Source organism: Streptomyces sp. NPDC001194 (assembly GCF_042896985.1).
In the GTDB taxonomy this organism is placed as follows: Bacteria; Actinomycetota; Actinomycetes; order Streptomycetales; family Streptomycetaceae; genus Streptomyces.
In genome coordinates, this window is record NZ_JBIAXU010000009.1 from 1 (window position 1) to 24,916 (window position 24,916).

Consider the following 24,916-nt stretch of genomic DNA (forward strand, 5'->3'; position numbering starts at 1 on the left):
CCTCCTCATCCTCGTCGTCGGCATCGCCATCGACCTCCTCATCTTCAGCCCCGTCGAGCGCCGGGTCCTGCGCAGCCGCGGCCTGCTGGTCAAGAGCTGAGGCGCGCCGTGCGTTCCGTGTTCCGTACTCCCGGCGCCGGCCCCGCCCCGGCTCCCGTGCTGCTGGTCATCGCCCACGGCAGCCGCGACCCGCGGCACGCCGCGACCGTGCGCGCCCTCACCCGGCGGGTGCGGGCGCTGCGGCCGGGGCTGCGGGTGGAGACGGCCTTCCTGGACTTCGACACCCCGACGGTGGCGCAGGTGACCTCCGCCCTGTACCGGTCGGGCGTACGGGAGGTCGTCGCCCTCCCGCTGCTCCTGACCCGGGCGTTCCATGCGAAGTCCGACATACCCGCGGTGCTGGCCGATGCCACGTCCCGGCTGCCGGGCTTCTCGGTCCGGATCGCGGACGTCCTCGGCCCGTCCCCGCTGCTGGTCGGCGCCCTGGAGCGCCGCCTCGCGGAAGCCGGCCTCACCCCGGCGGACCGCGCCACCACCGGCGTGGTGCTCGCGTCCGCCGGTTCCTCCGACCCGGAGGCGATCGCAGTGATCGCTGAAATCGCGCGGGAGTGGCGGCACACCGGTTGGTGCGCCGTGCGGCCTGCGTTCGCCTCCGCCCGCCTGCCCCGTACGGAGGACGCCGTACGGGCCCTGCGCGCCGAGGGCGTCCGCCGGGTGGCGGTCGCCCCGTACGTCATCGCCCCCGGGCGCCTGCCGGACCGTATCGCCGCGGGCGCGGAGACCGCCGGGGCGGACCTGGTGTCCGGTGTCCTCGGCGCGGCCCCCGAGCTGGCCCGCCTGCTCCTGCGCCGCTACGACACGGCGCCGCGCACCGCACCCCTCCTCGCCGCGGCCTGACGCCGTGCCCGCCCGGCGGGCACGGCGACCGCACGTTCCGACGCACCGTCCAGGGACCGACAGGACAACCCCTAGGGGGTGTCCGCAAAGTCCCGCCTGTCCCGCGACGCCCGGCACGCGCTCTCGGCGCACCGGACGCCGCGGGACCGCCCTTCGGGCGGACGGCGCCACTTTGCGGACACCCCCTAGGCCCTGGCCGCCGCTTCGTCGGCCAGGGTCGTCAGGTCCTCGATCGCCATCGCGCCCGGCGGCAGGCCCTCGCGGGCGAAGATGTTCGCCGCGTGGCGGAGGGTGTCGTTCACCGGGGTCGGGACCCCGTGGAGGCGGCCCAGCAGGGAGATCTCGCCGTTGAGGTAGTCCGCCTCGATGGAGCCGGTGCCCCGGTGCAGGGACTGCCAGGAGGAGCCGCCGCGTACGCCCGGAGGCTGGCCGACCTTGCCGTCGCGGGCCGCCGCCTGTTCCGCGTCGGAGGCGTAGGCGATCCCCGCCGCCCCGAGCGCCGCCCGCCCCTCCCGCTGCGCGCGCAGCAGCAGGGCCGCCTTCGCCGGGTGCGGCTCCGGGCCCGTCGTCGCCTGGACGGCGTTGCCCAGGTTCCCCAGCAGCTTCGCGTACTTCCAGCGCATCACGTCCTCGACGACCGGCGCCTCGAACCCGGACTTCTCCAGGTCGGCGGCGATCCGCCGGGCCCGTGCGTCCGCGCCCCCGGCCGCGAGCCCGATGTGCAGGATGCCCGTCAGCGGCGCGCACAGCGCGGAGACCACGCCCGGCTCGAGGAAGGTGGCGGGCAGCCAGACGCAGACCCCGTACACGCGGGCGAAGCGGCGCAGCGCCAGCCGCTCGCTCTCCACCCCGTTCTGGGCGCAGAGCACCGGCAGCCGCTGGGCCGCCGTACCGCCGCCCGCCACCTCCGCGTCGCCCCACGCGTCGAGCGCGGCGATCGCGTCCTGGGTCTTCACGGTGAGCAACAGGACGTCGTCGGGGCGCAGTTCACCCAGTTCCGCCGGGCCCGTGACCACGGGGATCCGGTGCACCCGGGCCCCGTCCGCCGTGGTGAGCCGCAGCCCGTCCGCCGTGAGGGCCTGCGCGTGCGCGCCGCGCGCGACGAGGACGGCCTCGGCGCCCGCCTCCGTCAGCCGTCCGCCGATGGTCGCGCCGATCGCCCCGGCGCCGATGATGATGTAACGCATGCTCCGGAGCCTGGCACATCCGGTGCCCTGCGTTACCGTCGGGGGCATGGTGGACGACGTGTTCCTTCTCGGCGGAGAACTCCCCGTACGGCGGCTCGGTCTCGGCACGGGCGGCCTGGTCGGCCCCGGTTACTGGGGCCCGCGCGGCAGTCGCGCCGGGGCCCGGGCACTGCTGCGCACCGCCGTCGAGCGCGGTGTCACGCTCATCGACACCGCCGACAACTACGGCCCCGACCTGGCCGAGGAGCTGATCGCCGAGGCCCTGCACCCGTACGGGGAGCGGCTGGTCGTCGCCACGAAGGGCGGGGTGGTGCGCACCGGCCCCGACCGGTGGCACGCCGCGGGTCGGCCCGAGCAGCTGCGGGCGATGTGCGAGGCGAGCCTGCGCCGGCTGCGGGTGGAGAGCATCGGCCTCTACCAGCTGCACCGCTTCGATCCGGCGGTCCCGGTGGCGGAACAGCTGGGCGCGCTGGCCGCGTTGCGGGCGGAGGGCAAGATCCGGCACATCGGCCTGGACACGGTGACCGCCGGTCAGCTGCGGCAGGCGCTGGAGGTGGTCCCGGTGGCCTCCGTGCAGAACCCGTACAACCTGATGGACCGCTCTTCGGCGGAGGTGCTCGCGCTGTGCGAGGAGCGCGGGATCGCCTTCCTCCCGTACTACCCGCTGGGCAGCGGCGCCCTGACGCGCGAGAGCGCGGCGGCGGTGACGGCCGTGGCCTCCGAGCACCGGGCGGGGCCGGGGCAGATCGCGCTGGCCTGGCTGCTGCACCGGTCGCCGGTGCTGTGTCCGACGCCCGGGACCGGGTCCCCGGCCCACCTGGCCGAGAACCTGGACGCGGCGACCGTCCGGCTGACGCCGCGGGAGATGTCCGTACTGGACGCGCTCGGCCGGTAGCCCGGCGCCGTCGCGGCCGTCGGCCCGCCGTCAGCCGGCCGTGAGCTCGACGAGTTTGGCGACGGTGTTCCAGTTGCGGGTCGTCGCGTCGATGCCCTTGAACACGGCGGGTTTGTGGAGCGCCTCGCCCAGCTTGGAGCGGCCCAGGCCGTCCGGGGCGTAGAGGTAGACCACCCGGTCCCCGATCCGGTACTCCTCCGGGAGGTACGAGGGCCCGTCGATCGAGGCGAACCGTTCCTCGGCGGGCTGTGCGGAGAGGAAGGTGGCGTGCAGCTGCCGGCCCTCCAACTCGGCGGCCGGGAAGGGGCAGGCCTCGGCGACGGCGCGCAGGTACTCCCCGTCGGCCACCAGGCAGGCCACCGCGAAGCCGAAGCGGGCCTCGATGGCCCGCTCCAGCTCGCGGGCCAGGGCGGCCGGGTCCTTCTCCGGGCTCGTGAAGACGGCGTTGCCGCTCTGCAGGTACGTCCGGACCTCGGTGAGGCCGAGCCCCTCGAGGACCTCGCGCAGCTCGGCCATCGGGACCTTCCTGGCACCGCCGACATTGATTCCGCGCAGCAGGGCGGCGTACTTCTTCGTGGTCATGACCGAACGATAGGACGGCGCGCCGACGATGCGGGCGGTGCGGGCGGTGTGGGCCGTGCGGCCAGTTCGGCCTCGATGAGGTCGGCGGCCTGTCGCGTACCGCCCTCGGTGGCCATCTGCGCGCGGACCGCCTCGGCGCGGGCGGCGACCCCGGGGTCCGCGACGAGTGCGAGGACGGCCTCCCGCAGGGTGCGGGCGTCGGCCTCCTCCATGGGGAGGTGGCGGGCGACGCCGAGCCCCTGGAGCATGTCGGCGTTGCCGAACTGGTCGACGGCCTGCGGGACGGCGACCATCGGGGTGGCGGTGGCGAGGCCCTCCTGGCTGCCGCCCGCGCCCGCGTGGGTGATGAAGGCGTCCGCCTGGCGCAGGACGTCCAGCTGGGGGACCCAGCGGCGGACCTCCACGTTGGCGGGGACGGCGCCGAGTTCGGCCTCGTCGGTGAACTTGCCGATCTGGAGGACGACGTGCCAGTCGGGGAGGTCGCGGAAGGCCTCGACGCAGGCGCGGTAGAACGCGGGCTGCTTGGTGAAGGTGGAGCCGAGGGAGACGAGCAGGACCTTCTTCCCGGCGGCCGCTTCCGGGCGTTCCCAGCTGCCCTGGGCGGCGCTGCGGTCGCCCTGGCAGGCGCCGACGAAGGTGTGGACGGTCTCGTCGACGCGGTCGGCGTGCGGCTGGAGGGCGCGCGGGATGAGCACGATGCTGCGGCGCGGCCGGCCGACGAAGGGGTCGCAGTCCTCTTCGATGCCGTTCTCGTCGAGCCAGGCGCGGAAGCGGGCGTAGTACGCCCGTCCGCGCTCGGTGGCGCGCAGTGCGGCCGTCATCGGCTCGCCGACCTCCTCCTCGTAACCGGTCCAGGCGACCAGGTTCGGGGAGAGGGAGACGGCGGGGACGCCCCAGCGGTGGGCGAGGACGCGCGCCGGGTAGGAGGTGATGTCGTGGAGGACGAGGTCGGGCTCGTCGCCCTCGAAGGCGGCCGCGAGCTGCGGCAGGGCCTGGACGGCGTCCCGCAGGAACGGCTCGAGGTTGTCGATGGGCTCGGCGCCCCAGGCCTCGGGGTCGTCGTCGGTGGGGAGGGTGGAGTTCCAGATCACCGGAGCGGCACCGGTCTCCGCGATCTTCCCGGCGAAGGAGGCCGGGATGGCGTAGCTGACCCGGTGGCCGCGGGCGACGAGTTCCCGGATCACTTCGATGCTCGGGTTCACGTGCCCGTGGGCGGCGATGGAGAACATGGCGATGTGCGCGGGCTTGGCGGGGATGGCTGAGGTCATGCACCGAACCTAACGAGACGAGACGTCTCGTGCAACGCGAATTTCCGGCCACCCACGGACCGGGGTGCGAAACTGGGCGGATTCACGAAGATCCGGATCCGGAGAGGCTCGGAACGAGGGCATGGACGAAGCGCAGGCCAGGGACGTACTGACGGCGGCGGGCCTGGCCGGACCGGCCGGTCCGGCCACACTGCTGGCGCTCGGCGAGAACGCGGTGTTCGCGGTGGGCGGGCTGGTGGTGAAGGTCGGCCGGGAGGCGGCGCTGCTGGAGCGGGCCGGGCGGGAGCTCGCGGTGGCGGGCTGGCTCGAAGAGGCCGGGATCCCGGCGGTCCGCGCGGCCGAGCCTCAGGCCCGGCTGGTGGCGGGCCATCCGGTGACGGTGTGGCACCGCCTCCCGGACCCGGTCCGCCCGGCCGGCCCCGAAGACCTGGCGGTGCTGCTGCGGCGGATCCACGCCCTCCCGGCGGCGCCGGTCGCGCTGCCCGCGCGGGACCTGCTGGGCGGGGTCGAGCGCTGGCTCCGGCTGGCCGGGGAGTCCGTCGACCCGGCCGACGCCGCCTACCTGCGGGCCCGGCGCGACGCCTACGCCGAGGAGGTCGCCGCGCTCACCCCGCATCTGCCGCGGGGCCCGATCCACGGCGACGCCCTGCCCCGCAACGTCCACGTGGGCCCGGACGGGCCGGTCCTGGTGGACCTGGAGACCGTCTCGGCCGACCTGCGCGAGCACGACCTGGTGGTGATGGCCCTCTCCCGCGACCGGTACGGCCTCCCGGCGCAGTCGTACGAGGCCTTCGTGACGGCGTACGGCTGGGACGTACGCGACTGGGAGGGCTGCGCGGTCCTCCGCGGCGCCCGAGAGACGGCCAGCTGCGCCTGGGTGGCCCAGCACGCCCCGGCCAACCCGAAGGCCCTGACAGAATTCCGCCGCCGCGTCACCTCCCTGCGCGACGGCGACCCGGAAACCCGCTGGCACGCCTTCTAGGGCGTACCAGGAGCGGCACACGACACTGCGCACCACGATCCACACCGCCCGCCTGGGCGCGGCGGAGTTCAAGGTCATCCGCCCGGCCCGGACCCCCGTCCGCGCGCTGCTCGTCGACGACCCCTGGTACGTGAACGGCTGGTTCGACCAGGAGAACCGGGACCGGTTCCGCCAGGACGTCCACGGCAAGACGCTGTTCAAGACCGGCAGCGCCCGGACCTGCCGGGAAGCCGCCGGGGAGTTCGCCGAGCTCGCCCGCACGGGCCCCGGCCGGCAGTTCAACCACGGGGGGAGGCACTGCTGCCGGAGCGTGGACTGCCATCCCGCCGACCGCGACCTGCACATCGTCCACCGCGAGGAGTGGCCGGCCCGAGCCGTCAGGCCGTCGCCGGGAGGGCCGTGCGCAGCGGCCAGTTGGGGTCGATCACCGCGTCCGGGGTGCCCTGGCGGCGCAGGTAGGACTGGAAATCGCGGGCCCAGCGCTCGTGCCAGGCGCCCTGGCGGGCGTGCAGGGCGGCCGGGGTGAGCTCCGCCACCTCGGGGTGGCGGGCGGCTATCGCACGGGCCACCTGCACCGCGGCCAGCGCGTCGGCGCCCGCGTCGTGCGCGGAGTCCAGGGTGACCCCGTACACCCCGCACACCGCCTCCAGCGTCCGCTTGCCGCGGCGGTAGCGGTCCACGGCCCGGTCTATGGTCAGCGGGTCCACCACCGGCCCGGTCTCGGCCCCGCCCAGCCGGTCGGCCAGCGAGGGCAGCCCGTGCCGGGCGAGCTCGGCCGTCAGCAGGGACAGGTCGAAGGCCGCGTTGTACGCGACGACGACCGCGCCCCGGCGCCAGTGCTCCACCAGCGCCCGCGCCACCTCGTCCGCGACCTCCCGCACCGGGCGGCCTTCCGCCACCGCCCGCTCCGTGCTGATCCCGTGGATCGCCGCGGCCTCCTCGGGGATCGGTATGCCGGGATCCGCGAGCCAGCCGCGCCGCCCGCGCACCTCGCCCGCCCGCACCTCGACCACCGCCGCCGTCACGATCCGCGACTCCCCCGGCTCCGTGCCGGTCGTCTCCAGGTCGAATCCGATCAGCACACCGCCGTGCCAGTCCCCCATGCCGCGCCCCTCCCCCGCACTCCCCGTGCACCTTCTGTCTGTGACTTTCAGCCTGCCACGGGGCACTGACAGTCAGGACACCGGGCGGGAGTCCTCCCAGATCGACTCGAATTCCTCGCGGTACGTCGGGAACAGCCCGTGCTCCGCGTCCCGCGCCGGACCGCGGGTGCCGCCGCCCCGCAGGACCAGCACCGGCGCCTCCATGCCGCGCGCCCGGCGCAGGTACGACTGCACGACCGCGATGCCCGAGGTCTCCCCCTCCACCAGGTAGGCGGTGAAGCGGGGTGTCTCGTCGAAGACGTGGATCTCGAACCGCGAGGGATCCCGCAGCCCCGCCCGCACCCGGCGCACGTGCAGGATGTTCATCTCCACCGAGCGGCTCAGCTCGCCCTTGCGCAGGCCGAGCTCGCGCTCGCGCCGCTTCACGGCGCTGCTGGCCGGGTTCAGGAACAGCAGCCGGACCCGGCAGCCGGCCTCCGTCAGGCGCACGAGTCTTCGCCCGGAGAAGTTCTGCACCAGCAGGTTGAGCCCTATGCCGATGGCGTCGAGCCGCCGCGCGCCCCCGAACAGGTCCTCGGCCGGGAGCTGCCGCTGCAGCCGTACCCGGTCCGGGTGGACCGAGATGACGTCCGCGTACCGGTCGCCCACGAGGTCCTCGACGGCGTCGATCGGCAGCCGGTCCGCCCCCGGGGAGCCCGCGCCGCCGCCCAGCACCTCCAGCAGCCGCGCGGAGGCCCGCTCGGCCTGCTCCAGCACCGCCCGCGACAGGGCCCGGTTGCGGGAGACCACGTTCCGGGTGACCTCCAGCTCGTCGAGCGCGAGCTCGATCTCCCGCCGGTCGTCGAAGTACGGCTCGAAGCACGGCCAGTGCTGGACCATGAGCTCGCGCAGCTGCGGGAGCGTCAGGAAGCTCAGCACGTTGTCGTCCGCGGGGTCGAGCAGGTAGCCCTTGCGCCGGCTGACCTCGCGGACCGCGACGGCCCGCTGCACCCACTCCTGCCCGGCGGGCCCGGCGGCCGCGACCACCCAGTCGTCCCCGCCGTGCACGGGCTCGTAGATCGGCCGCAGCACGGCGCCGACGACGGCACGCAGCCGCTGCTCGATCAGATTCAGCCAGATGTACGCGCGGCCGGCCCGCTGCGCGCGGGTGCGGACCTCGCTCCACGCGTCCGCGCCCCAGTCCAGCTCGGCGCCGGCCCGCACACTCCCGGCCGCCGTCGGGGCCAGCGACACCGCCCCGGCCGGCACCCCCGTCGGCATGCCGCCGGACACCCCGCCGGGCGCACCATCGGGTGCACCTCCTGGGGCGTCCTCCGGGCCGCCCTCGTGACCGCTGTCACCAGGGGGCAGCTCCAGACCTCCCGAGCTCACCCGTGCACCGCCTTCTGCGTCTGGACGCCCGTCTCCAGTGATCACGGAAGGGTACTCCGAGCTCGGCGCCCGGTGCAGCCCGATGCGGTCCGACGGGCCGCACACGGGTGGTCCGTTGACCCATTATCGGATGCCCGCATAGTCCGCTGACCCGCCTATCAGCTCTCCGGGTCACCCGGTAGGAGCATCCCAAGTCCCCGCGTGCGGGCCCACTTTCGGGGAAGATCTGGAACAGACACGGTCCACGCCGGATCGGCACCGAGACATCAGCCCGCCAGCCGGGGGAACGAGGGGAAGAGCCGAATCCATGCAGGTCTGGCCGGGACAGGCGTATCCGCTCGGCGCCACGTACGACGGCGCCGGCACCAATTTCGCGGTCTACTCCGAGGCCGCCCGACGCATCGAGCTGTGCCTCCTGCACGACGACGGATCGGAGACCGCGGTCGAACTGCGCGAGACCGACGCCTTCGTACGCCACGCCTACCTGCCCGGAGTGATGCCCGGGCAGCGCTACGGCTTCCGCGTGCACGGCCCGTACGAGCCCGAGCGGGGGCAGCGGTGCAATGCGGCCAAGCTGCTGCTGGACCCGTACGCGCGGGCCATCGCCGGGAGCGTCGACTGGGGTGAGCAGGTCTACGGCTACCACTTCGGCCGGCCCGACTCGCGCAACGACCTCGACTCGGCTCCGCACACGATGAGTTCGGTCGTGGTGAATCCGTACTTCGACTGGGCCAACGACCGCCCGCCGCGCCACGAGTACCACCACACCGTGCTGTACGAGGCGCACGTCAAGGGGCTGACCATGCGTCACCCCGACCTGCCCGACGAGCTGCGCGGCACGTACGGGGCGCTCGCCCATCCGGCGGTCATCGGGCACCTCACCAAGCTGGGGGTGACGGCGCTGGAGCTGATGCCCGTGCACCAGTACGTCAACGACCACCGGCTGGTCGACGACGGGCTCAGCAACTACTGGGGCTACAACACGATCGGCTTCTTCGCCCCGCACAACGGCTACGCCTCCGGCGACCGCGGCCAGCAGGTGCTGGAGTTCAAGTCGGCGGTGCGGGCCCTGCACGAGGCGGGGATCGAGGTCATCCTCGACGTGGTCTACAACCACACCGCCGAGGGCAACCACCTGGGCCCGACGCTGTCCTTCCGCGGGCTCGACAACGCCTCGTACTACCGCCTCACGGACGACCCCCGGCACTACATGGACACCACGGGGACGGGGAACTCGCTGCTGATGCGGTCCCCGCACGTGCTCCAGCTGATCATGGACTCGCTGCGCTACTGGGTCACCGAGATGCACGTGGACGGATTCCGCTTCGACCTGGCCGCCACCCTCGCCCGGCAGTTCCACGAGGTGGACCGGCTCTCCTCGTTCTTCGACCTGGTCCAGCAGGATCCCGTGGTGAGCCAGGTGAAGCTGATCGCGGAGCCCTGGGACCTGGGCGAGGGCGGCTACCAGGTGGGGAACTTCCCTCCGCTGTGGACCGAGTGGAACGGCAAGTACCGGGACACCGTGCGGGACTTGTGGCGCGGGCAGCCGCGCACCCTCGCGGAGTTCGCGGGCCGGCTGACCGGCTCCTCGGACCTGTACCAGGACGACGGCCGCCGCCCGCTGGCGTCGATCAACTTCACCACCTGCCACGACGGTTTCACCCTGCACGACCTCGTCTCGTACGACGAGAAGCACAACGAGGCGAACCGCGAGGGGAACAGGGACGGGGAGACCCACAACCGGTCCTGGAACTGCGGGGTGGAGGGGCCCACGGAGGAGCCGGAGGTCCTGGAGCTGCGCGAGCGCCAGATGCGCAACTTCACGGCCACGCTGATGCTGTCGCAGGGCGTGCCGATGCTCAGCCACGGCGACGAGTTCGCCCGCACGCAGGGCGGCAACAACAACGCGTACTGCCAGGACAACGAACTGTCCTGGGTGAACTGGCCGGAGCCGGGCAAACCGGCGCCCGCCCTGCTGGAGTTCACGCGGCGGATGGTGTGGCTGCGGCGCGACCACCCGGTGTTCCGGCGGCGCCGGTTCTTCCACGGCCGGCCGGTGGAGGGGACCGACGACGAGCTCTCCGACATCGCCTGGTTCACCCCTCACGGGGAGCCGATGCGGGCCCGCGACTGGCAGGCGCAGCACGCGCGCTCGCTGACGGTGTTCCTCAACGGGGAGGCCATCTCCGAGCCGGGCTCGCGCGGGGAGCGGATCACCGACGACTCGTTCCTGCTGATGTTCAACGCGGGGGCGGATCCGCAGGAGTTCACGATCCCGGCCGGGCACGGCGCGCAGTGGCGCCTCGTCGTGGACACCGCACGTCCGGACGTACTGCCACCCGGTACCGGACCGCAGTTCGCGGCCGGGGACCGGGTGGCCCTGACGGGGAGGTGCCTGGTGGTGCTTCAGCGCCCGGCGTAGGGGGTGCCGGACGGGGCTCCTTCCGGGGAGGCGGTCTGCTGCGCCGGGATGAACGCCTTCGGCGCGGCCGGGTGCGCCCGGGCGGCCGGCACCCGGGTCACGAGGGCGAGGACGAGGGACAGCGCGGCCGCCCCGACGGCGACCGCGAAGGCCCCGGCGGGCCCGTACCGCTCCGCGAGCCGTCCGGAGGCGGCGAGCGCCGCGGCCTGCCCGGCGACGAGCGAGCTGGCGGCGAAGGCCATGGCCTCGGCGAGCCGGGCGGGCTCCACGGCCCGCTCGGTGAGCGCGAAGGCGGTGATCAGGTGCGGAGCGTAGGCGGCCCCGAGCACCGTGACGGCCGCGTACAGCGGCCACAGGGCGTCGGTGAAGAGCAGCGGTACGGAGAACACCAGCGCGGCGGCGGTGGCCGCCCGCCAGCGCACCCGCAGCCCGATCCGGGCGGGCAGCGCGCCGAGCGCGAGGCCCACGGCGGCGCTGACGACACCCATCGCGGCGTACACGATGCCCGCCTGGCCGGGGACGCCCAGACGAGCGGTAAGGGCGGCTATTCCGGCCTGGCAGGCGCCGAACATGGCGCCCTGGAGGAGCAGGGAGCCCCGTACGGCGTACACGACGCGCGGGTGGCGGGCGGGGCGGCGGGCGGCGGCCCCGGCTCCGTCCCGCGCTCCGCCCTTCGGGGCCGTGCCGGCCGTGACGGAGGCGGTCGGGTGCAGGGCGAAGGCGGTGCCGAAGACGGCCACGAGGGCGGCGGCCCCGCCGAGGGCGAACGCGGGGTGCGCGACGAGCGCGGCGAGTCCGACGAGGGCCGGACCGAAGACGAAGGAGACCTCGTCCAGGGTGCCTTCGAGCGAGTGGACGGCCCCCACGACGCCCTCGTCGGACCCGGACCGGCGGGCGAGGGCCACGGAGCGGGTCCGGGCGAGCGGCCCGATCAGCGGTACGGAGGCCCCGGTGACGGCGCCGACCGCGGCGAGCGGGGCGGTCGCGAGACCGCCGAGGGCCCCCGCCACCAGGGCGCCCGTGGCGACCGCGTTGACGGCGGCGGCGGCGAGCACCACGGGCCGCTGCCCGTACCGGTCGGCGAGCCGGCCCAGGACGGGCCCGAAGACCACCTGCCCGGCGGAGAGGGTGCCGCCGACGATGCCGGCGGTGGCGAGCGAGCCGCTGGTCTGCGCGACCAGCAGCACACTGCCGAACTGGGACATCGCGACGGGCAGTCGCGCGAGGAAGGAGAGGAGCGGGAGGAGGGGCCCGGTCAGGGCGATGACTCTTCGATAGGTGTTGACGGTTCCGGCCACTTGATCAACGCTAACCCGGTGCAGTCACCCGGATGCATTGGGTAATGGCACGGAATCCGGCAAGCTGGGTACGTACGTTCTCATGAGCCAGCCGTATGCGCGCATCCAGACGGAATCAGCCCCGAGTTCGACGTACCGGCTTCAACTGCGACCGGAGTTCCCCTTCGCCGCGGCCGAGGCGGCCGTGCCCTACCTCGCCTCGCTCGGGGTGTCCCACCTGCACCTCTCGCCGGTGCTGGAGGCGGTCCCCGGCTCGGCGCACGGGTACGACGTCACCGACCACACCCGGGTGCGGGCCGAGCTCGGCGGCGAGCCCGGGCTGCGGGCGCTGGCCGCGGCGGCCCGGGGGCACGGGCTCGGCCTGGTGCTGGACATCGTCCCGAACCACATGGCGGTGCCGTCCCCGCTGCGGCTGAACGGGCCGCTGTGGGAGGTGCTGCGGGAGGGCCCCGGCTCCCCGTACGCGCGGTGGTTCGACATCGACTGGGAGGCGGGCGGCGGCCAGGTGCTGCTGCCGGTGCTCCCGGGGCCGCCCGAGCCGGACGCGTTCACGCCCGACCGGGACCGCGGCGTGCTGCGCCACGGGGAGCTGGAGTTCCCGCTGCGGGAGGGGACCGCGGGGCTGGCGCCGGCCGAGCTGCTGGCCGCCCAGTGGTATCGGCCGGCCTGGTGGCGAGAGGCCCGCACGCGGCTCAACTACCGCCGGTTCTTCACCATTTCGGAGCTCATCGGGGTCCGGGTGGAGGACCCGGAGGTGTTCGCCGCCACGCACGCGAAGGTGCTGGAACTGGTGCGCGACGGGGTGGCCGAGGGGCTGCGGATCGACCACGTGGACGGGCTGGCAGACCCGGAGGGGTACCTGCGGAGGCTGCGGGCGGCGGTGGGCGGGGGCTGCTGGGTGGTGGTGGAGAAGATCCTGGCCCGCCACGAACGGCTGCCGCCCGCCTGGCCGGTGGCGGGGACCACCGGGTACGACGCCCTGCACCGCGTGGACGGGGTGTTCACCGACCCGGCCGGGGCCGCGGAACTGGCCCGGCGGTACGTGGAGTTCACCGGCAGCGCGGCCTGGGAGCAGACGGCCGGGGCGTGCGCGCGGGAGGTGCTGACCGGCGACCTGGCGGCCGAGCTGGCGGCCCTGGAACGGGCAGCCGGGCCGGAACTCGCTCCGGCTGTGAGGGAGTTGCTGATCGCTTATCCGGTCTACCGGCCGTACCCCGGGCAGCCGGAGCTCGACCGGCAGGCCCTGGCGGCGGCCGCCGCGCCGGCCGGTCCGGGCGCGGTGGCCGGCGTACGGGACCTCGTACGGGGCGATCCGGCCTTCGCGGCCCGCTTCGCCCAGACCTCGGCGGCGCTGCGGGCCAAGTCGCTGGAGGACCGCGCCTTCTACCGGTACGCCCCGCTGCTGTCGGCCACGGAGGTCGGCGGGGACCCGGGGCGGCCGGCGCTCCCGCCCGCCGAGTTCCACGCGTACTGCGCCGAGCTCGAGCGGGACTGGCCCGGCTCCGGGACGGTGCTGTCCACGCACGACACCAAGCGCAGCGCGGACGTCCGGGCCCGGATCTCCGCCCTCTCCCAGGCCCCCGAGGCGATGGGCGGGCCCGCCGGACCCGACCCCCAACTGGCCTGGGTGGCCCGCCAGACCTCGCTCGGCCTCGGGGAGGTCCCCGAGCGCGCCGAGCGGCTGCGGGAAGCGCTCCTGAAGGCCGTCCGCGAGGCCGCCCTGCACACGAGCTGGACCGACCAGGACCCGGCGTACGAGGCCACCGTCTCGGACCACGTGCCGGACGGCCCGGAGCTGCCCGCCGCTCTGGCCGAGGCGGCCCGGGCGAACCTGCTCGGCATGACGCTGCTGCACCTGGCGATGCCCGGGGTCCCGGAGGTCTACCAGGGCGCCGAGACCGAGTACCGGGCCCTGGTGGACCCCGACAACCGGCGCCCGGCCCTGTTCCCGCACGAGGCCCTGGCCCGGCTGGACGCGGGGGCTACGCCGCGGGGGCAGGCGGAGGAGAAGCTGGCGCTGACGGCCGCGCTGCTGCGGCTGCGGCGGAACAGGCCCGGGCTGTTCTCCGGGTACGCCGCGCTGACCGCCCGCGGCGCGGCGGCGGAGCACTGCCTGGCCTTCGCCCGCCCGGCCGGGCTCGTCGCGGCGGCCACCCGGCTCTCGCACCGGCTCGCCGGAGCGGGGGGCTGGCGGGACACCGTCCTGCCCCTGCCGCCGGGGCGGTGGACGGCGCTGCTGGAGCTGGGCGGCCCGCAGGCGTACGAGGGCGAGGTCCGGCTCGCGGAGCTGCTCTCGGCGCGGCCGGTCGCCGTCCTGCTGCGCGAGGAGGGGAGCGGCTGAGGGGGTCTTCCGGATCACGCGGAAGGCCGCCGCGGCAAGGCGTTGGCCAGGGGTTTCCGGGAAGTGTGGGGCGCGCGGAGCAGTAGGGGGCGTGCACGGCGGGCATTGCATGAGACGTGACCCTCCTCCGTGACATCCGCTACCCCACACCATCCGAACTTGCCCTGGCCGCCCGCGCCCTGGCCGACGAGCATCCCGGCCCGGTACGGCTCCGCCGGACCGGCACCTCCCGGGCCGGCCGGCCCCTGTGGCTGCTCTCCGTCGGGCCGAGCGGCCGCCCGCGGGGCGCGGGCGTGCTCGTCGTCGCCGGGGCCCACGCCAACGAGCCCGTCGGCGGGGCCACCGCGCTCGCCCTCGCCCGGCGCGTCCTGCACGATCCGGTGTTCCGCGCCGGACGCGGCTGGCACTTCCTGCTCTGCGCAGATCCCGACGGGGCGGCCCTGCACCGCACGCCCCGCCCCCACTCCCTGCTCGACTACCACCGCAACTTCTTCCGTCCCCCCGGCCCCGAACAGCCCGAGTGGGCGCCGTCTTTACTGCCCCCGGACCGGCTGCCGCCCGAGACCCGGGCCCTGACCGCGCTCATCGACGAGCTCCGCCCCGCCCTTCAGGTCTCCCTGCACGGGACCGACCTCGGCGGCTCCTGGGTCCAGCTCACCCGGGACATACCGGGCCTGGCGGAGCCGTTCGCCAAATCGGCCGCCGAGCTGCGGATCCCGGTGGAGACCGGGGCCTCGGACGCGGCCGGCTGGCCCTCCCCCGGGCCCGGGATCTTCGTGATGCCGCAGCCCGGGGCCGACCCGGGCGGGGCGTTCCACCCGGAGGACACCCGGCTCAGCACCTGGTACCACGCCCACCGGTACGCCGGCACCACGGCCATCGTGGAAGTCCCCATGTGGGCCTCGGACCTGGTGGACGATCCCGCCCCGCACCCCGACCCGCGCGGCGCCCTGCGAACCCTGGCGGGGCGGCTCACCGCCGACGCCGCGCTGGTGGCCCGCGTACGGGACCGGGTGCCGGCGGCGCCGGAGCCGGGCGCGGACGCCGATGCGGCCGCCCTGCTGCGCGCCGTCGACTGGACGCTCGCGCTGATCCCCCGGATCACCGTGGAGTGGACCGGTGCCGGGGCCCCAGCCGAGGCCACGGCGGCCGCCATCGGCAGCATCGACGCCTTCGGGCGGCGGCTGTCGCTGCGCGCCGCCGCGATGCTGCTGCGGGTGCTCCGCGCCCAGGGCCACCCGGCGGCCCCGGGGCTGGACCGGCTCGTCACCGGCTGGTGCGAGGAGTTCTCCTCCCGGTTCCGGGCGCGCCCGATCCCGGTGGCCGCGCAGGTCGAGCACCAGACCCGTACGGTCCTGGCGGCGTACGAGCGCCTCCTTCTCACGGAGGGGCCGGCCGGGGCCGCCGGCCCCGGCCGGACGGAGGGACCCGACGGGACGGTCAATGCGTAGCGTCCGCCGCGGCCTGCCCGGGCCGCGGCGGCACGGGCAGGGCGTAGCGGCGCTTGGGCGCGCCGGCGGCCCCGAGCCGGTCGTAGAAGCGGATCGCGCCCTCGTTCCAGTCCGGGGTCTGCCACTGGACCTGGTCGAGGCCGAGCTCGCGGGCGAGGTCCGACACCCCCTCCATCAGGGCGGCGCCGAGTCCGTGCCCGCGGGCCGCCTCCGCGAGGTAGAGGCAGTCCATGTGGAGGTGGTGGCGGGCGTCCCAGAAGGCGAACTCGGCGGAGCAGGCGGCGTATCCGGCGACCGATCCGTCCGGGGCCTCGGCCAGCAGCACCCACAGCCGGGAGCCTTCCTCGAACAGCTGCGGCCCGAGCCGGCCGGCGAGGTCCGGGGGCCGGGGCGCGGACTTCTCGTACGCGACGTGCTCGTGGACGAGCTCGACGAGGCGGGGCAGGTCCGCGGGGCGCGCGGCGCGCACGACGGGCCGGTGTTCCCTGGTTTCTTCGGCTTCCATGGGCACCATCTTCGGGCCGGACAAGATCGGCGGGGCACCCGCTAGCCGGACGAGAGCCGGAAGTTCATCCGCCCGAAGCCGATCTGGTCCCCGTCGCGGACCGCCACCGAGCCGGTCACGCGACGGCCGTTGACCGTGGTGCCGTTGGAGGAGCCGAGGTCCGTGAGCACCCACACCCCGTCGCGCAGCCCGAGCTCGGCGTGGACCCGGGAGACCGTCTCGTCGGTGAGCCGCAGCCCGTTCCCGGGGTCGCGGCCGATCCGCAGGGACCGGGCGCTCGGGTGCGGGAGCAGCAGCTTGGGCAGCCTCTCGGCGTTCCAGGCCCGCCGGACCCCGGCGGACACGGCCGAGGCCCGGCCCACCCAGGCGAAGACGCGACGGGTCCACGGGCCTTCGCCGCCCCCGCGGCTGCCGAGGTCTGCGGTGAGGACCGCGAGGTCCTCGGAACGGCGGGCGACGAGGGCGAGTTCCATGCGGCGCAGGAACGTGTCGTGGGACAGCTTCCCGAGGGCCGCACCCTCGCGGAGCTGCTCCAGCGCCCGGTCGCGCTCCGCGTCGGACAGGCGCGGTACCGGGAAGGCGGGGAACTCGAAACTCGACGTCACAGGGTGATTGTCGGCCCGTCAGGGCCGGAGTGTCCAGAACTCCTCCGGCCGTCCGCGCGATGATGGCCCCGGCACACGTTCCGGGTACCGCAGACGAGGGGAACCGTCCGTGCAGTTCGAGGTGTGGGCACCGCTGACAGACCGGGTCGCGCTGCGGCTCCGCGAGGCGACGTACGAAATGGCACGCGATCCGGACCGGGCCGGGTGGTGGACCGCCGAGGCCGAGGCCGCCGAAGGGGACCGGTACGGATTCCTGCTGGGCGTGGCGCCCGGGGAGGAGCCCGTACGGCCGGACCCGCGCGGGCGGCGTTTGCCGGACGGGCCCGACGGCCTCTCGGCGGTGGTGGATTTCGAGCCGCTCACCCCGCGGGCTCCGGCGCCCGGCACCCGGCTGCAGGACGCGGTCCTGTACGAGCTGCACATCGGTACCTTCACCCCCGAGGGCACCTTCGACGCGGCCGCCGCCCGCCTGGGCCACCTCACCGCGCTCGGGGTCACGCACGTGGAGCTGATGCCGGTCTGCCCCTTCCCCGGCCGGCACGGATGGGGGTACGACGGGGTCGCGCCGTGGGCGGTGCACGAGCCGTACGGCGGCCCGGCCGGGCTGGCCCGGTTCGTGGACGCGGCCCACGGGGCCGGGCTCGGGGTGGTGCTGGACGTGGTCCACAACCACCTGGGCCCCTCCGGCAACCACCTGCCGGCCTTCGGCCCGTACTTCACGGACACCCACCACACCCCGTGGGGCGCGGCGGTCAACCTGGACGCGGCCGGCTCCGACGAGGTGCGCGCGTACCTGCTGGGCAGCGCCCTCGCCTGGCTGCGGGACTACCGGATCGACGGGCTGCGGCTGGACGCCGTGCACGCGCTCGCCGACGGGCGGGCGCTGACCTTCCTGGAGGAGCTGTCGGCCGCCGTGGACGAGCTGGCCGCGGAGACGGGCCGCCCGCTGTTCCTGATCGCCGAGTCCGACCGGTGCGATCCGCGCACCACGACCGCGCGGGGGGCCGGGGGGCTGGGCCTGCACGCGCAGTGGAACGACGACTTCCACCACGCCCTGCACTGTGCGCTGACCGGCGAGTCCCAGGCGTACTACGCAGATTTCGCGGACGCCCCGCTCGCCGCCCTGGCCAAGACCATGACCCGGGCGTTCTTCCACGACGGGACCTGGTCCTCGTTCCGGGGACGCAGCCACGGCCGCCCGGTGGACCGGCGCCGGACCTCCGCGCACCGCTTCCTCGGCTACACGCAGACCCACGACCAGATCGGCAACCGGGCCTTCGGCGACCGGCTCGCGGCCTCGCTCTCCCCCGGGCTGCTGGCGTGCGGCGCGGCGCTGGCGCTGACCGGGCCGTTCGTGCCGATGCTGTTCATGGGCGAGGAGTGGGCCGCGGGCACTCCGTGGCAGTACTTCACCGACCATCCGGATCCGGAGCTGGCCGAGGCCGTACGCAGCGGCCGGCGCCGGGAGTTCGCGGCGCACGGCTGGAAGGCGGAAGAGATCCCGGACCCGCAGGACCCGGCCACCCGGGACCGCTCCTGCCTGGACTGGGCGGAGCCGGAGAGCGCCCCGCACGACCGGCTGCTGGCCTGGTACCGGACCCTGATCGCCCTCCGGCGCACCCACCCGGACCTGCGCGATCCGGACCTGGGGGCGGTGCGCGTGGCGTACGACGAGGAGCGCCGCTGGGTGACCTTCCGGCGGGGCGACGTCCGGGTGGCGGTGAACCTCTCCCCCGAGCCGGTGACGATCGCCCTGGGCCGCAACGGGGTCCGGGTACTGGCCGCCTGGGAACCGGTCGAGCACCCGGGGCCGGACGGCCGCGTGCACGTCCCCGCGGAGTCGGCGGTGCTGCTGGGGCCGTAGCTTTCCCCCATGGAACAGACACGTGAAGGGGAACACGCGCCGGCGGCCGTCTACGACCGCATAGGGATCGGCTACAAGAAGGTACGGCTGCCCGATCCCCGGCTGGCGGGACTGATCCGGCAGGCGCTGGGCGGTGCCCGCACCGTCGTCAACGTCGGTGCGGGGACCGGGTCGTACGAGCCGCGGGACGCCGAGGTCACCGCCGTGGACCCGTCCCAGGTGATGCTCGACCAGCATCCCGGTCGGCGCAAGGTGAAGGCGGGGGCGGAGGAACTGCCCTTCGGGGACGGCGCGTTCGACGCGGCCATGGCCGTGCTGACCGTGCACCACTGGCGCGATCCGCACCGCGGGCTCGGCGAGCTGCGCCGGGTCTCGCGCCGCCAGGCCGTCTTCACCTGGGACCCCGGTCACCGGCCCGAGCTGTGGCTGGTGGAGGAGTACCTGCCGGAGATACGGGAGATGGACGCGTCCCGGTTCACGCCGCTGGCCGAGGTCGTGGAGGCGCTGGACGCGCACACCGTCCTGCCCTTCCCGATCCCGCACGACTTCACCGACGGGCTGCAGACCGCCCACTGGCGCAGGCCCGAGGCCTACCTCGACCCCGCCGTACGGGCGGCCAGCTCGACCTTCGCCACGCTGCCCGCCTCCGTGGTGGAACCGGCGATGGAGCGGCTGCGCGCCGACCTGGAGTCCGGGGCCTGGCACCGGCGCCACGCCCGCCTGCTGGAACAGGAGAGCGTGGACTACGGCTACCGCCTGCTCGTCGCCGGAGAGTCGTGACGGATCGGGCGCTCACTCCACGACGGCCAGCTCGCGCGGGGCGTTGTTGAGGCTGCGGCCGCCGTCCTCGGTGACCGTCACGATGTCCTCGATGCGCACCCCGAAGCGGCCGGGCAGGTAGATGCCCGGCTCCACGGAGAAGCACATTCCGGGCACCAGGGGCCGCTCCTCGCCCTCGACCATGTACGGGGGCTCGTGGGTGGTCACGCCGATGCCGTGGCCCGTGCGGTGGATGAACCGGTCGCCGTAGCCGAACTCGGTGATCACCGCGCGGGCCGCCCGGTCCACGTCCTGGCAGGCGATGCCCGGGCGGACGGCCGCGCAGGCGGCCCGCTGGGCCTCGCGGACGATGTCGTGGACGCGCTGCTCCTCGGCGCTCGGCTCGCCGACGTGCACGGTGCGGGAGATGTCGGAGCCGTAGCCGTGCTTGAGCCCGCCGAAGTCGAGGACCACCATGTCGCCGCGCTCGATGGTCCGCTCGTCGGCCTCGTGGTGCGGGTCGGCTCCGTTGGGGCCGGAGCCGACGACCGTGAAGTCCACCTGGGAATGGCCGTGTTCGCGCAGCAGCGCGGCCAGGTCGGCGGCGACGTCGGTCTCCCGGCGGCCGGCGAAGGGGACCCCGAGGATCTGCGCGTACGCGGCGTCGGCGGCCGCGGCGGCCGCCGCGAGCCGCTCCAGCTCCCGCTCGTCCTTGACCGCGCGGAGCATCGGCAGGACGTCGGTGAGCGGGGCGTACGAGGTCGCCGGCAGCTCCCGCTGGAGGCCCAGCAGATGCAGGGCCCAGGTGTTGTCGCTGACTCCGAACCGGCCGCCGGCGTCGAGGAGCGGCGCGGTGGCCCCGTACGGGCTCTTCCCGTCGGCCCAGTCGCGCAGGGCCAGCGCGGGCGCCCCGGGGGCCTTGGCCGCGTCGGGTGCCTCCAGGGCGGGCACGACCAGGACGGGCTCCTGCCCGGCGGCGAGCACGAGCACGGTCAGCCGCTCGGTGTCGGCCGGCCGGTAGCCGGTGAGGTGGGCGAGGTCGGGTCCCGGGGCGATGAGCAGGCCCGCGAGGCCCGCCTCGGCGGCGCTCTGCGCGGCGGCGGCCATCCGGGCCGCGTAGTCGGCGTGGGTGAAGGGATCGGGTTCGCGGTCGAGGTCGAGGTCGCGTTCGAAGTCCATGGGGCGATCCTCCCGCCGCCCCGGGCCGCGCGCGAGCGGTTGCCGGAGATGGCGAGCCGGGCGGCGGGCGGCGGCGTACCGCCGTCGCGGGACGGGCCGGGAGAGCGCCGTCGCGGGACCGGCCGGGAGACCGCCGTCGGGCGTACCTTCGGCGTGGCCGGGGTGCGGCGGGGCGCGGGCTCCCTATCGTGGCGGGGTGAGCATCCCCAGTGGCCGGCCCGCGGGCCGCAGCAGGCCACAGCGCGCCCGCCGGACCGACTCCGCCGGGGCCGTCTACGGCTCCCTGCTCGCCACCTCCGTGGTGGCCACCGCCGGCACGGCCGGCGAGTATCCACGGGTTCAGCTCGTGGTTCTCCTGATCGTCACGGGGCTGGTGTTCTGGGCCACGCACGTGTACGCCCAGCTGGCAGGGGAGCGGCTGGTCGGCGAGCCCTGGAGCCGGCAGGAGATCCGCCGCGTCGCCCTGCACGAGTGGCCCATCGTCGAGGCCGCAGCCCTGCCCGCGGCCGCCGTCGCCCTCAGTGGCGTCCTCGGGCTGGACTACGCGGAGACGGCGTGGCTCGCCATGGGCGTGGCGGTGGCCCAGCAGGTCGTCTGGGCGTGCCTCGGTGCCGCCCGCGCCGGTGCCACCCGCGGCCAGCTGGCCACCGAGGGGGTCGTCAACCTGGTCCTCGGACTGGTGCTGGTGGCCACCAAGGCCGCGCTGAAGCACTGATCAGGTCGGCCCTTCCCGCGGGCCGGGCCGGGCCCGCACGCCGCGTCCGCACTCGGCGCGGCCGGATAACGCGTGGCGGGACCACCCTCCTGATCAGCTATGCTGTGCATGCACATCGAACGGGCGGCCCGCCGCCCTTCGTGGTGGGTGTAGCTCAGTTGGTAGAGCACCTGGTTGTGGTCCAGGTGGCCGCGGGTTCAAGTCCCGTCACTCACCCTGATCCCCCTGGGGTACGAGGTCTCCTCGTACCCCAGGGGTTTTTCGCGTCCGCCTCCCGCTACCCCCGCAGGAACGCCTCCACCGCCGCGGCGAACGCGACCGGGGTCTCGTGCGGCGGGTAGTGCCCGGCTCCGGGGACGGGGTGGACGCGGCAGTCGGGGTACGAGACCTGCCAGGTGGCGCGCATCACCTCGGGGGTGAGGGCGAGGTCGTACTCCCCGACGAGGACGAGCACCGGGACGGTGCTGCCCTTCACGGCGGCGGACAGGTCCAGCGGCTGCCAGCTCTCGAGGTAGGCGGCGAAGGCCTCCGGGCGGGAGACCTCGAGCGAGTGCCCGATCATCCGGTCCAGCCAGTGGCGGCTCGCGCGGTGGCCGGTGACGAGGTCGAGGATGGTCCGCCGGTTCTCGGCGCTGCCCGCGGCGCCGTGGAAGAGGGCGTGGGTCGCGTCGTCCATCTCGTACGGGCCGGCGGGGACCGGGTTGATCCCGATCAGCTTCTCGATCCGCTCGGGGGCCCGGACCAGGACCTGCTGCATGACCTTTCCGCCCATGGAGTGGCCCATGAGGGAGAAGGTGTCCCAGCCGATCTCGTCGGCGAGCGCGAGGACGTCGTCGGCGATCTCGGGGACGGTGTAGCGGCCGGCGACGTCCCTGCGGTCGCCGTAGCCCCGGTAGTCGAGGAAGACGTACGAGAACCCCTCGGGGTCCAAGTAGTCCAGTGCGGAGCCCCAGTTGGCGGAGGTGCCGAACCAGTCGTGCAGCACGATGACGCGGACGGGGCCGGTGCCGGTCCTGCGGTGGGCGATGGCCATGCGTTCTCCCTCGGTGACGGTGGTGGCGGAGGCGGACGCCGTACGTTCTGCCCAACCGCCCCGCCGTCACACCGCCCGGTGCCCCGCGCGTGACGCGGCCGCTCTCAGGCCACCGTGGACTCGGTGTCGCCGACGGATCTCCGCGAGCCGGTACGCCCGGACCTCTGCCGGGAGCCGGACCACGGCCGCCCGCTCGCCTCGAACCGCTCCGCCACCTCGCCCACGAGGATCACTTCCCTTGAGCCGCGCCCGTGAAGTCGACGCAAGCGTTGACTTCACGGGCGCGAAAGTCGAGGCGCTCACCCCTGGAGGTGGTGTCACACGGTCTTGATCGCCGGGTCCGAGATGCCCGGGGTGCCGGTTTCCACGTGGCCCGCGAAGCGGCGGAGGAAGGTGGTGTCCGCGGCGGAGGTGACCTTCACGTCGTACCACCGGCCCGTCGCGGACAGGTCCGCCGTGTACGGGGCCGTGCCGCCCGCCGCCACCCGCAGGGTCTGGGTCGCGCCGCCGTAGGCGTTGGTCACCGTGAGGTCGACCGCCGCCGTGCCCGAGTTGGCCAGCGTCAGCTTCAGGTTGCCCGTCGCCGCGTCGTGGCGGGCCGTGACCTCCGGGCCGGTCTTCTTCGCCGGGCCCTTCCAGGTGCGCAGGAACCCGTTCGGGCCCCAGACCGTCAGGTTGATCTGGTTGCCGGTGGAGCTGCTGGTGCTCCAGGTGTCCGAGAGGGTCTTGCCCGCCTCGACCGTGTAGGGCCAGGGGCCGTCCGTCCGGTTGCCCGAGGTGCTGTGGAAGTGCGCGCCGAGGGCGGGGCCGGAGGAGAAGGTCAGCGTGAACTGGCCCGTGGAGGGGGTGGCCTTGCCGTCCACGTAGGGGGCGTAGCCCAGCGCGCGCGTCGGCTTCCCGCCCGCCTCCTGCCTGGGCAGGGTGCCCGTCGCCGGCGGGACCGGGTGGTAGGAGGGGTGAGCGTTGTGGTCCGGCGGGACGTAGCCGGCCGTCGAGGGCAGGGCCGCCGGCGTCGCGTCGGCCTTCGTGAAGTCGAACGCCGAGGTCAGGTCGCCGCACACCGCGCGGCGCCACGGCGAGATGTTGGGTTCCTGCACGCCGAAGCGCTTCTCCATGAACCGGATCACCGAGGTGTGGTCGAAGGTCTCGGAGCAGACGTAGCCGCCCTTGCTCCACGGGGAGACCACGATCATCGGGACGCGCGGGCCGAGGCCGTACGGGCCGGCCGCGTAGCCGCCGCCCCCGGCGTACAGGTCCCGGGTGACGTCGGCCGTGGACAGGCCCCACGCGGCCGAGGCCGGCGGGTACGGCGGGACGACGTGGTCGAAGAACCCGTCGTTCTCGTCGTAGGTGATGAAGAACGCCGTCTTGGCCCACACCGCCGGGTTGGCGGTCAGCGCGTCCAGGACCTGCGAGATGTACCAGGCGCCGAAGTTGACCGGCCAGTTCGGGTGCTCGCTGAAGGCCTCGGGGGCGGCTATCCAGGAGACCTGGGGCAGCGTGCCGTTCACGACGTCGGCGCGGAGCCGGTCGAAGTAGCCTTCGCCCGCCTTTGCGTTGGTGCCCGTACGGGCCTTCTCGTACAGGGCGCTGCCCGGCGCCGCGTTGCGGTAGCTGTTGAAGTACAGCAGCGAGTTGTCTCCGTAGTTGCCGCGGAAGGAGTCGCTGATCCAGCCCCAGCCTCCGGCGGCGTTCAGACCGTCGCCGATGTCCTGGTAGATCTTCCAGGAGACCCCGGCCGCCTCCAGGCGCTCCGGGTAGGTCTTCCAGCCGTAGCCGGCCTCCTGGTTGCCGAGGACCGGGCCGCCGCCGGTGCCGTCGTTGCCCGTGTGGCCCGTCCACATGTAGTAGCGGTTCGGGTCGGTCGCGCCGATGAACGAGCAGTGGTAGGCGTCGCAGACGGTGAAGGCGTCGGCGAGCGCGTAGTGGAACGGGATGTCGTTCCGCGTCATGTACGCCATGGTCGTGGCCGTCTTGGCCGGAACCCACTTGTCGTACTTGCCGTTGTTGTACGCGGCGTGGCCGCCGGCCCAGTCGTGGTTGAGGCCCTCGACGAACTGCATGCCCAGGTTGGTGACCTGGGGGTTGAAGGGGAGGATGTCCTTCGTCCCGCTGGACTGGTAGAAGACGGACTTTCCGTTGTCCTGGAGGACGGGGCGCGGGTCGCCGAAGCCGCGTACGCCCTTCATCGAGCCGAAGTACTGGTCGAAGGACCGGTTCTCCTGCATGAGCACCACGATGTGCTCGATGTCCTGGATGGTGCCGGTGGCGCCCTGGGCCGGGATGGCGGCCGCGCGGGCGATGCTCTCGTTCAGCATCGCGGCCGCGGCGGTTCCGCCCGCGATCTGCAGGAACCTGCGGCGATTGAGTTCAGCCATGGGGTGACGACCTCTGCGGGTGAGGGGGTTGTCGAGGGGCGCCCCAAGGAGAGCGGCCCCGGGGTACCGGACGGAGATCGG

General features: G+C 74.4%; 19 protein-coding genes, 1 tRNA gene and 2 pseudogenes. 11 read left to right on the forward strand and 11 right to left on the reverse strand.

Annotated features, from left to right (window positions below; genetic code table 11):
- A pseudogene (locus tag ACFY1T_RS19925) lies at positions 1 to 100 on the forward strand (ABC transporter permease); the annotation flags it as partial.
- 17 nt (positions 101 to 117) lie between these two features.
- Positions 118 to 897 carry a sirohydrochlorin chelatase gene (locus ACFY1T_RS19930; protein ID WP_390789284.1) on the forward strand — a complete coding sequence of 260 codons (780 nt, stop codon included), beginning with the start codon at positions 118 to 120 and terminating at the stop codon, positions 895 to 897.
- A 185-nt stretch (positions 898 to 1,082) separates the two neighbouring features.
- Here ACFY1T_RS19930 and ACFY1T_RS19935 read toward each other — a convergent pair whose 3' ends face one another.
- A complete protein-coding gene (locus tag ACFY1T_RS19935; RefSeq protein WP_390789285.1) occupies positions 1,083 to 2,084 on the reverse strand; it encodes a ketopantoate reductase family protein in 1,002 nt (333 codons plus the stop codon).
- 46 nt (positions 2,085 to 2,130) lie between these two features.
- Here ACFY1T_RS19935 and ACFY1T_RS19940 point away from each other — a divergent pair, with 46 nt between their 5' ends.
- Positions 2,131 to 2,979: an aldo/keto reductase gene (locus tag ACFY1T_RS19940; RefSeq protein WP_030863362.1), complete on the forward strand. Its 849-nt coding sequence runs from the start codon at positions 2,131 to 2,133 to the stop codon at positions 2,977 to 2,979.
- A 30-nt stretch (positions 2,980 to 3,009) separates the two neighbouring features.
- Here the strand turns inward: ACFY1T_RS19940 and ACFY1T_RS19945 are convergent, their stop codons facing one another.
- Both ACFY1T_RS19945 and mgt read right to left on the reverse strand, forming a co-directional pair.
- A complete protein-coding gene (locus ACFY1T_RS19945; protein WP_390789286.1) occupies positions 3,010 to 3,561 on the reverse strand; it encodes a DUF1697 domain-containing protein in 552 nt (183 codons plus the stop codon).
- Positions 3,558 to 4,864, reverse strand: a pseudogene (gene mgt, locus ACFY1T_RS19950) (macrolide-inactivating glycosyltransferase). The gene ACFY1T_RS19945 and the pseudogene mgt overlap by 4 nt, the downstream one beginning before the upstream one ends.
- A gap of 86 nt (positions 4,865 to 4,950) precedes the next feature.
- Here mgt and ACFY1T_RS19955 point away from each other — a divergent pair.
- Positions 4,951 to 5,811: a phosphotransferase enzyme family protein gene (locus ACFY1T_RS19955; protein WP_390789287.1), complete on the forward strand. Its 861-nt coding sequence runs from the start codon at positions 4,951 to 4,953 to the stop codon at positions 5,809 to 5,811.
- 377 nt (positions 5,812 to 6,188) lie between these two features.
- Here the strand turns inward: ACFY1T_RS19955 and ACFY1T_RS19960 are convergent, their stop codons facing one another.
- Positions 6,189 to 6,914 carry a 3'-5' exonuclease gene (locus ACFY1T_RS19960; protein ID WP_390789288.1) on the reverse strand — a complete coding sequence of 242 codons (726 nt, stop codon included), beginning with the start codon at positions 6,912 to 6,914 and terminating at the stop codon, positions 6,189 to 6,191.
- Positions 6,915 to 6,986: 72 nt separating this feature from the next.
- Positions 6,987 to 8,285 (reverse strand): SAV2148 family HEPN domain-containing protein, encoded by a 1,299-nt coding sequence (locus tag ACFY1T_RS19965; RefSeq protein ID WP_390789289.1) that lies wholly within the window; start codon positions 8,283 to 8,285, stop codon positions 6,987 to 6,989.
- A gap of 307 nt (positions 8,286 to 8,592) precedes the next feature.
- On the opposite strand from ACFY1T_RS19965, the gene glgX reads away from it, so the two are divergent.
- Positions 8,593 to 10,707, forward strand: a complete 2,115-nt coding sequence (gene glgX / locus ACFY1T_RS19970) for a glycogen debranching protein GlgX (protein ID WP_030863347.1) — start codon at positions 8,593 to 8,595, stop codon at positions 10,705 to 10,707.
- Here glgX and ACFY1T_RS19975 read toward each other — a convergent pair.
- Complete coding sequence (locus ACFY1T_RS19975; protein WP_390789290.1) at positions 10,692 to 12,005, reverse strand: MFS transporter; 1,314 nt, start codon at positions 12,003 to 12,005, stop codon at positions 10,692 to 10,694. The genes glgX and ACFY1T_RS19975 overlap by 16 nt on opposite strands.
- Before the next feature lie 82 nt (positions 12,006 to 12,087).
- Here ACFY1T_RS19975 and treY point away from each other — a divergent pair, with 82 nt between their 5' ends.
- Positions 12,088 to 14,346: a malto-oligosyltrehalose synthase gene (gene treY, locus ACFY1T_RS19980; RefSeq protein ID WP_390789291.1), complete on the forward strand. Its 2,259-nt coding sequence runs from the start codon at positions 12,088 to 12,090 to the stop codon at positions 14,344 to 14,346.
- A gap of 116 nt (positions 14,347 to 14,462) precedes the next feature.
- On the forward strand, positions 14,463 to 15,797 hold the full coding sequence (locus ACFY1T_RS19985) for a M14 family zinc carboxypeptidase (RefSeq protein WP_390789292.1): 1,335 nt from the start codon (positions 14,463 to 14,465) through the stop codon (positions 15,795 to 15,797).
- Here the strand turns inward: ACFY1T_RS19985 and ACFY1T_RS19990 are convergent.
- Entirely contained in the window at positions 15,787 to 16,302 is a 516-nt protein-coding gene (locus ACFY1T_RS19990; protein WP_390789293.1) for a GNAT family N-acetyltransferase, read from the reverse strand. The genes ACFY1T_RS19985 and ACFY1T_RS19990 overlap by 11 nt on opposite strands.
- A 41-nt stretch (positions 16,303 to 16,343) precedes the next feature.
- A complete protein-coding gene (locus tag ACFY1T_RS19995) occupies positions 16,344 to 16,907 on the reverse strand; it encodes a DUF1707 and FHA domain-containing protein (RefSeq protein ID WP_390789294.1) in 564 nt (187 codons plus the stop codon).
- 109 nt (positions 16,908 to 17,016) lie between these two features.
- Between ACFY1T_RS19995 and treZ the strand changes: the two genes are divergently transcribed.
- Together treZ and ACFY1T_RS20005 are read left to right on the forward strand one after the other, a co-directional pair.
- Positions 17,017 to 18,771 carry a malto-oligosyltrehalose trehalohydrolase gene (gene treZ / locus ACFY1T_RS20000; protein ID WP_390789295.1) on the forward strand — a complete coding sequence of 585 codons (1,755 nt, stop codon included), beginning with the start codon at positions 17,017 to 17,019 and terminating at the stop codon, positions 18,769 to 18,771.
- A gap of 9 nt (positions 18,772 to 18,780) precedes the next feature.
- Positions 18,781 to 19,551: a class I SAM-dependent methyltransferase gene (locus tag ACFY1T_RS20005; RefSeq protein WP_390789296.1), complete on the forward strand. Its 771-nt coding sequence runs from the start codon at positions 18,781 to 18,783 to the stop codon at positions 19,549 to 19,551.
- A 12-nt stretch (positions 19,552 to 19,563) separates the two neighbouring features.
- Here ACFY1T_RS20005 and ACFY1T_RS20010 read toward each other — a convergent pair whose 3' ends face one another.
- A complete protein-coding gene (locus ACFY1T_RS20010; RefSeq protein ID WP_390789297.1) occupies positions 19,564 to 20,709 on the reverse strand; it encodes an aminopeptidase P family protein in 1,146 nt (381 codons plus the stop codon).
- 196 nt (positions 20,710 to 20,905) lie between these two features.
- Here ACFY1T_RS20010 and ACFY1T_RS20015 point away from each other — a divergent pair, with 196 nt between their 5' ends.
- Complete coding sequence (locus ACFY1T_RS20015) at positions 20,906 to 21,424, forward strand: hypothetical protein (RefSeq protein ID WP_390789298.1); 519 nt, start codon at positions 20,906 to 20,908, stop codon at positions 21,422 to 21,424.
- Between the two features lie 143 nt (positions 21,425 to 21,567).
- Positions 21,568 to 21,640 (forward strand) — tRNA-His (locus ACFY1T_RS20020).
- A gap of 61 nt (positions 21,641 to 21,701) precedes the next feature.
- Here ACFY1T_RS20020 and ACFY1T_RS20025 read toward each other — a convergent pair.
- Positions 21,702 to 22,457 (reverse strand): alpha/beta fold hydrolase, encoded by a 756-nt coding sequence (locus ACFY1T_RS20025; protein WP_390789299.1) that lies wholly within the window; start codon positions 22,455 to 22,457, stop codon positions 21,702 to 21,704.
- 317 nt (positions 22,458 to 22,774) lie between these two features.
- On the reverse strand, positions 22,775 to 24,835 hold the full coding sequence (locus tag ACFY1T_RS20030) for a phosphocholine-specific phospholipase C (RefSeq protein WP_390789300.1): 2,061 nt from the start codon (positions 24,833 to 24,835) through the stop codon (positions 22,775 to 22,777).
- Between the last annotated feature and the right edge of the window lie 81 nt (positions 24,836 to 24,916).